Origin of the sequence: Rugosimonospora africana (assembly GCF_016862975.1) — a bacterium.
Classification (GTDB): Bacteria; Actinomycetota; Actinomycetes; order Mycobacteriales; family Micromonosporaceae; genus Rugosimonospora; species Rugosimonospora africana.
The window spans coordinates 44,876-52,117 of record NZ_BONZ01000026.1; the positions used below are offsets into that span (position 1 = coordinate 44,876).

A 7,242-nucleotide genomic window follows, 5' to 3' on the forward strand; every position below is an offset into this window, starting at 1 on the left:
CTACGGCCGGCCGGCGCGGCGCCGGGTGAGGATCCGGCGCCGCGCGCGACAGGGGTCGTCAGGCGAACTTCGCCTTGAGCAGGTTGTATCCCGGGTAGGGCAGCGCCTGGATGCCGCTGAGCTTCTTCGGGTTCCACGCGGTCATCAGCTCGGTGTGTACCACCGGGTACAGCACCGCCTGCTGGGCGATGAGGTCCAGGTACTGGTGCTCCAGCGCCAGTTTCTGGGTCTTGTCGGGCTGGGCGGCAGCCTGGTCCATGAGCGAGAAGATCTGCTTGGCCTCGGTGGACGCGTCCCACTTGGTGTACTTCATCCAGGTGCCGTTCGCGGTGTAGTTGTACCGCAGGATCAGGTCGCAGTCGAGGCCGAACTGGTTCGGGTTCGAGGCGGCCGCCACCACCTGGTACGACTGCGACTGGTCCATCTTCGTGAACAGCGCGCTGGTGTCCTGCGGCGCCAGCGTGGTCTTGATGCCGACCGCCTCCCAGGAGTTGGCCAGCGTGGGCAGGCAGTCCACGATCCAGCTGACGTTGACCGCCATCAACGTGATCGACAGGTTCGTCACACCCGCGGCGGCCAGCAATTGCTTCGCCTTGTTGGGGTCGTAGGTGTAGACGGTCGACGCCTGGGCGTACGACGGGTTCTCGTGGTTGAGGAAGCTGGAGGCCGCGGTGCCGTGGCCCTTCAACGCGACTTCGATCATCTTCTGGGTGTCGATGGCGTAGAACATGGCCTGGCGCACGCGTACGTCGTCGAACGGCTTCTGCTTGGTGTTGAACATCAGGAACATGTGGTTCATGCCCTTGCCGCCCTCGACCGTCAGGCCGCCCTTGCTCAGCTGGTCGATGTTCGCGTACGGCACGTTGTCGGACAGCTGCGCGCCGGCGCTGTTGCCGGAGATCTTCGCGACGCGGGCCGAAGCGTCCACAATGGACAGCCAGTTCATCTTCTTGATGGTCGGCTTCAGCGGCCCGTTGTAGTCGTCGAACCGTTCGAACTCGCTGTTGGACTTCGGGTTGTGCGCGGTCAGCTTGTACGGGCCGGAACCCACCGCCTTGCCGCCCTTTGCCGCGTCCAGCCCGGCCTGGGTGCCGAACACGTGCCGCGGCATGATCTTCGGGATGGTCAGCCGGGCGAGGCCGTCCGGGAACGGGTAGTTGAGCGTGAACTCGACGCTGGTGTCGTCGACCTGTTTGACTTCCTTGAGCCAGCTGGCCAGGAAGGAGTACGCCAGGGTCTGGTTCTTGTTGTCGAGCGCGCGCTGGTAGGTGAACAGCACGTCGTCGATGGTGACCGGCTGCCCGTCGTGCCACTTCGCCCCCGAGCGCAAAGTGAACTTCCAGGTCGTGCCGGTGGTGTCGGGCAGCGCGGTGGCCAACGCCGCGTACGGGGCCCGGGTGAGCGGGTCGGTGTCGACCAGGCCCTCGTAGATGTGGTTGTTGGCGGCCATCGTGAAGGCCGACGCGGTCAGCAGCGGGTCCCAGCTCTGGTCGTTGCCGTACCCGATGACACCGGTCAAGAGGTCGTTGCTCCCGCTGGCCCCGGTGCCGTTGGTCGAGGCGGGTCCGCTGCAGGCCGCCAGGGCGGCGGAGATGGCGGCGGCGGCTCCTGCCGTGCCGCTGAAGCGCAAGAAGTCGCGACGGCTGACAGCGAGCCTGGATACCGGCGCGCTCACGGTGCCTCCTATGGGGATCTGTCGGACCACCGATGGCGCCGAGGGACGAGGCGTCGCGGTCGGGCGGTCCGAGTTCGACTGGTCGGTGTGATTCTCTTTCTGCGGACATTGGACGTCCCACATCCCATGTCCTGTAAGGTTGGAGGCTAGGGGTCGAGCCGTCCCCGGTCAAGAGCAGATCACCTGGAGATGTCCGTGGCATTTCACCCTGATGGCTGGAGCACCGGGAACGACACGGGCCGGCGGGTGCCGGGAAGGCGAGTGCCGGTGGCCGGCCGCCGGCCCAGCCGGGCGACCGAGGTGCAGGAGGCGGTCAAGGACATCATCCTGCGGCGGGGACTGGTCGCCGGTGACCCGCTGCCGACCGAGTCCGAGCTCATGGAGGAGCTGGGCATCGGTCGCAACTCGGTACGCGAGGCGCTCAAGGTGCTCCAGGCGGTCGGCATCGTCGACATCCGCCATGGCTTCGGCATGTTCGTCGGGCGCATGTCGCTGGCCGGCTTCGTCGACGAGCTGGCGTTCCACAGCCGGATGACGATGCAGGACGAACGCAACCACCTCGGCCACCTCATCGAGATCCGGGAGGTGCTGGAGAGCGGCCTGGTGCTGCGGCTCATCGACAGCCTGGATTCCGGCGACCTGCCGGCGCAGCTCGCCCCGATCCGCGACGTCATCGAGCAGATGCGGGCCGAGGCGGCGGTGGGGGCAATCTCCCCGGAGACCGACCGGCTGTTCCACGACCTGCTCTACCGGCCGCTGCGCAATCCGCTGGTGGGTCAGCTGCTCGGCGCGTTCTGGCAGGTGTACCACGAACTGCGCGACGACCTGGGTACCCCGGACGAGTCGCCGGCCGACGTCGCGCGTACCCACCGGGACATCTACCGCGCGGTGCTGACCGGCGACCGGGCGGCGGCCACCGAGGCGATGCGGGAGCACTTCGCCGGGGTACGGTCCCGGCTCGCCCGCCTCGCCCGCGGCTGAGCGCGAAACGGCCGCGCTCTCAGCTCAGCTCGCGCAGGTCGACACGCTGGAACGCGATCGCCTCGTACGGGCCGGCGCTCCCGGTCTCGTAGAGCACTCCGATGGTGTCGGCGTCGAGTTCGACCAGGTCCGAGTACGCCGCCGGCAACCTGGACAACTCGCGTACCGGCCGCCAGGTGGCCCCCGCGTCCCGGCTGGCCCGCAGTGTCATCGCGGCCCGCGCGGCCGGGTCGGCCGGGCCGGCGTACAGCAGCGGGGCGCCCGGCGCGCTCGGCGCCAGCAGGCTGCCCTGCACGATCGGGCCGGTCAGGTCGACCCGCGGGCACAGCGGCGCCACGAGAGTCTGCCCGCCGTCCCGGCTGTACCCGTCGGCGCGGTTGCCGGGTGCGGTGCCGTTCTGGTTGCGGGTGTTGACGTACAGCCGCCCGTCGGGCAGTTGCGCCACGGCCGTCTCGTTCGCGTTGACGTACCCGTCGGGCTCGTCGGCCCGGTACCCGACATGCCAGGTCGCGCCGTCGTCGTCGCTGTAGAGGCAGTGCCCGCCGTAGCGGGCTCCGGTCGGTTGGTCGGCTTCCCTGTCGTGGTCGGCTTCGGCTTCCCTTGAGGGGTCGGCTTCGGCCGAATGGTTGGCGGCGGCGACCAGCCGGCCCGCGTGCGGCCCGTGCGCCAGCCGGATCGCGTGCCCCGGCCCAGTCGCGTACCAGTGCCAGCCGGCCAGCTTGACGGCGTCGGTGATGTCCCGGGGCGGGGTCCAGGCGGTGCCGTCGTGGTCCGCGTACCGCACCTGGACGCGCCGGCTCCGCGCGGCCGACACCTCGCCGCGCAGGATCTGCGCCTCGCTGGCGGTGCCGGCGTTGCCGGTGGTCAGCAGCACCACGCGGCCGGTCGAGGCGAGCACCGGAGTCGGGTTGCCGATGGTGTCCCCGCCGCCGGCCGCCACCACCCGCAGCGGACCCCAGGTGCGCCCGCCGTCGGTGGAGCGCCGGACCACGGTGTCGATGTCACCGGTGTCGGCGGGGCCGGCGCGGCGCCCCTCGGCGAACGCGAGCAGGGTGCCGGCCGGGGTGGCGACGACGGCCGGGATGCGGAACGCGGCGTACCCCTCGGTCCCGGACACGTACGGCACCGAGGTCCCGTACCGGTCGTTCGCCGGCATGCGTCGCGCTCCTTGCCGCAGGACGTCCTATGTCTCGAAACGCTAACCGGCGCGCGCCGATCGGGGCAAGCGGCGGGTTCCGGCAACCGTGGAGGGTGCGCGATGACCGCCGCGTTTCGGTGCGAGGGCCAGGCCGCCGCGCTTCGGCGCGAGGGTCAGGCCGCTGCGCTCCGTGCGAGGGTCGGGCCGCCGCGCATCGGCGCGACGGTCAGGCCGCCGCGCCCTCCTGGGCCGCCTGGGCGTGCGCGATGCGCTCCTTGACGTCGCGGAAGTGCCGCCGCATCGCGTCCTGGGCGCCCGCCGCGTCCTGGGCGCGCAGCGCGTCGACGATGCGCCGGTGATTGGCCACGATGTCGTGGGTCCGCTCGGCGGGTGCGCCGACCGCCGACTCGACCTGGTGATATACCCGCCAGAACAGGTCGATGAGCTGGAGCACGAGTTCGTTGCCGCACGACTCGTAGAGCAGCGCGTGAAAGGCCCGATCCGCCTCCGGGTCGGTCTGCAGCGCGGTGACCAGCGCGTCGAGCGCGGACAGCCGGCTCGCGCTGGTCGTGGTCGCCACCTTGGCGATCAGCCCGGTCTCCAGAATCTCCCGGACCTCGACCAGGTCGTGCAGCGCGCGGATGCCGCCCTGCGCCCCGGTGCGGATGCGGAACTCGAGCGACGGGCTCAACACGTCGAGCGACGCGTGGCCGATGAACGTGCCGTACCCGTGCCGGATCTCCACGATGCCCAGCGCCTGCAGCGCGCGGATGGCCTCGCGCACGCTGTTGCGGCTCGCTCCGAGCAGATCCATTAGCTGCGGCTCGGTGGGCATGGGGGCGCCGGGTTCGAGTCGACGTTCGTGGATCAGGGCCACGATCCGGTCCTGAACGGTATCGCCACCCCGTCTGCTCACGCTCTGCCTCCCTCGCTCGCACGCCGATGCAACATCCCACGTCGCGGCTCACTCATTTGCTGCTCGCAATGTACCCTCCGTGTCCGACTTGACGGGGGGCGTACGCGCCCATAGTTTCGGGCCTGAGGACATCCTACGTCCTGTCGAGGAGACACTCATCGTGACTGCGCCCGGGGGCGGCCTGACGCTGCCCAGAATCCTGTTCGGCGGCGACTACAACCCGGAGCAATGGCCGCGCGAGGTGTGGGCCGAGGACCTGAAGCTGATGGTCGAGGCCGGCGTCTCGCTGGTCACCGTCGGCATCTTCTCCTGGGCCTGTGTCGAACCCCGCGAGGGTGAGTACGACTTCGAGTGGTTCGACCGGGTCATGGACAACCTGGCCGGCGCCGGCATCGGGGTGAGCCTGGCGACCATGACCGCCTCGCCGCCGCCCTGGCTGTCCCACCGGTACCCGCAGATCCTGCCCGAACGCGCCGACGGTACCCGGCTGTGGCCCGGCGCCCGCCAGCACTACTGCCCGTCCAGCCCGGTCTACCGACAGCACGCCGGGCGGCTGGTCGAGCAGCTGGCCACCCGGTACGCGCAGCACCCGGCGCTCGCGATGTGGCACATCGGCAACGAGTACGGCTGCCATACCCGGCAGTGTTTCTGCGACGTCTCCGCCGACGATTTCCGGCGCTGGCTGCGCGAGCGGTACGGCGACCTCGACGCGCTCAACGTGGCCTGGTCGACCACGTTCTGGTCGCAGCGCTACGACGACTGGGCGGAGATCTACCCGCCGCGGGCCGCACCGACCTTCGGCAACCCCGCGCACCTGCTGGACTTCGCGCGATTCAGCGACGACGCGATCCTGGCCTGCTACCAGACCGAGCGCGACATCCTCCGGCGGCACAGCCCGCGGATCCCGGTCACCACCAACTTCATCGGGCTGGTTCACAAGCCGATCGACTCGTACCGGTGGGCCGCCGAGCAGGACGTGGTGAGCCTCGACAGCTACCCCGACCCGTACGACCCGCGTGCCCACGTCGAGGCCGCGTTCGGCTACGACCTGGTCCGCGCGGCCCGCTCGGGACAACCGTGGCTGCTGATGGAGCAGGCGCCGAGCGCGGTCAACTGGCGCGAGCGCAACGCGCCCAAGCCGGCCGGCGTCATGCGGCTGTGGAGTTGGCAGGCCGTCGCGCAGGGAGCCGACGCGGTGCTGTTCTTCCAGTGGCGCCAAGCGGCCGGGGGAGCGGAGAAGTTCCACTCCGCGATGGTTCCGCACGGCGGACCCGACACCCGCACCTACCGGGAGATCCAGGCGCTCGGCCGGGAGTTGGCCGCGGCGGCCGAAATCGCCGGCACCCGGGTACGCGTCGACGTCGCCCTGCTGCACGACTGGGACAACTGGCGGGCCGTGGAGGGCGCCGCCCACCCGGCGGTGCTCGACCTGATGGAAGCGCACCGGGCGCACTACGGGCCGCTGTTCGACGCCGGCATCAGCTGCGACGTGGTTCCGCCCTCGGCGGACCTGTCCGGGTACCGGATGGTGGTGGTGCCGAATCTGTACCTGCTGCGCGGAGACGACGCGCGACGGCTGACCGAGTACGTGGCCGGCGGCGGGCACCTGGTGGTGTCGTTCTTCTCCGGCATCGTGGACGAGTGCGAACGCGTGCACCTCGGCGGGTACCCGGCGCCGCTGCGCGACGTGCTCGGGCTGCGGGTCGACGAGTTCTGGCCGCTGCCGGTGGACGGCACGGTCGCGCTGGACCTGACCGGTCTGGGCGCGGCTGGTGTGGGCGCCGCTGGTCTGGGCGCGGCCGGGCTCGACTCGGCTCGCCTGGATTCGGCTGGTGTGGGTGCGGCCGGGCTCGACTCGGCTCGCCTGGATTCGGCTGGTCTGGGCGCGGCTGGTCTCGGCGTGGACGGGCTCGACGTTGCCGGGAGGCGGTCCAGGGGCACCGTCTGGTCGGAGCGCGTCGAGACCGAGGGCGCCGAGGTGGTGGCGACCTTCGCCGACGGCGACCTGGCCGGCGGCCCGGCAATCACTCGGCACGCGTACGGCCGTGGAGTGGCGTGGTACCTGGGCACCCGGCCGGAGCCGGACGCGATGCGCGCGCTGCTCGACCGGGTTCGGGCGGATGCCGGCGTCGTACCGGTGCTGCCCGGCCTGCCGGCGGGGGTACAGGCGGTGATCCGGCACGGTACCGACCACGCGTACCTGTTCCTGCTCAACCACGGCAGCGAACCGGCGCGGATTCCCCTGCCGGTACCGGGGGTCGACCTGCTCGGCGAGTCGCCCGAGCCGGTGGCACAGGTCGCGCTGCCGGCCAGGGGAGTCGCGGTGCTGCGCCAGCCAACTGCGTGAGCGCAGCCGGAGCCGGTTTGTGGCGGAGGTGAGCACGGGCGCTCGTGGCGCTGTCTGAGCGCGGCCGGAGCCGGTTGGTGGCGGAGGTGAGCACGGGCGCTCGTGGCGCTGTCTGAGCGCAGCCGACCGCCGGAGCGTTTGGCCGGCCTCGATAGGACGATTTCCGGGTTATCCACAGGGCCCTC

Annotated in this window: 5 protein-coding genes; 2 read left to right on the forward strand and 3 right to left on the reverse strand. The window is 70.8% G+C overall.

The genetic code is table 11. The annotated features are described in order from the left end of the window. Nucleotides 1-58: 58 nt before the first annotated feature. Nucleotides 59-1,675 carry an ABC transporter substrate-binding protein gene (locus tag Raf01_RS13590; protein ID WP_239133583.1) on the reverse strand — a complete coding sequence of 539 codons (1,617 nt, stop codon included), beginning with the start codon at nucleotides 1,673-1,675 and terminating at the stop codon, nucleotides 59-61. Nucleotides 1,676-1,870: 195 nt separating this feature from the next. Between Raf01_RS13590 and Raf01_RS13595 the strand changes: the two genes are divergently transcribed. After that, nucleotides 1,871-2,656, forward strand: a complete 786-nt coding sequence (locus Raf01_RS13595) for a FadR/GntR family transcriptional regulator (RefSeq protein ID WP_203918204.1) — start codon at nucleotides 1,871-1,873, stop codon at nucleotides 2,654-2,656. A gap of 19 nt (nucleotides 2,657-2,675) precedes the next feature. Here the strand turns inward: Raf01_RS13595 and Raf01_RS13600 are convergent, their stop codons facing one another. Together Raf01_RS13600 and Raf01_RS13605 are read right to left on the reverse strand one after the other, a co-directional pair. Beyond that, nucleotides 2,676-3,812: a sialidase family protein gene (locus Raf01_RS13600; protein WP_203918205.1), complete on the reverse strand. Its 1,137-nt coding sequence runs from the start codon at nucleotides 3,810-3,812 to the stop codon at nucleotides 2,676-2,678. Between the two features lie 208 nt (nucleotides 3,813-4,020). Then, nucleotides 4,021-4,710 (reverse strand): FadR/GntR family transcriptional regulator, encoded by a 690-nt coding sequence (locus Raf01_RS13605; protein WP_203918206.1) that lies wholly within the window; start codon nucleotides 4,708-4,710, stop codon nucleotides 4,021-4,023. A 160-nt stretch (nucleotides 4,711-4,870) separates the two neighbouring features. On the opposite strand from Raf01_RS13605, the gene Raf01_RS13610 reads away from it, so the two are divergent. Then, nucleotides 4,871-7,057 (forward strand): beta-galactosidase, encoded by a 2,187-nt coding sequence (locus Raf01_RS13610; protein WP_203918207.1) that lies wholly within the window; start codon nucleotides 4,871-4,873, stop codon nucleotides 7,055-7,057. Nucleotides 7,058-7,242 lie beyond the last annotated feature (185 nt).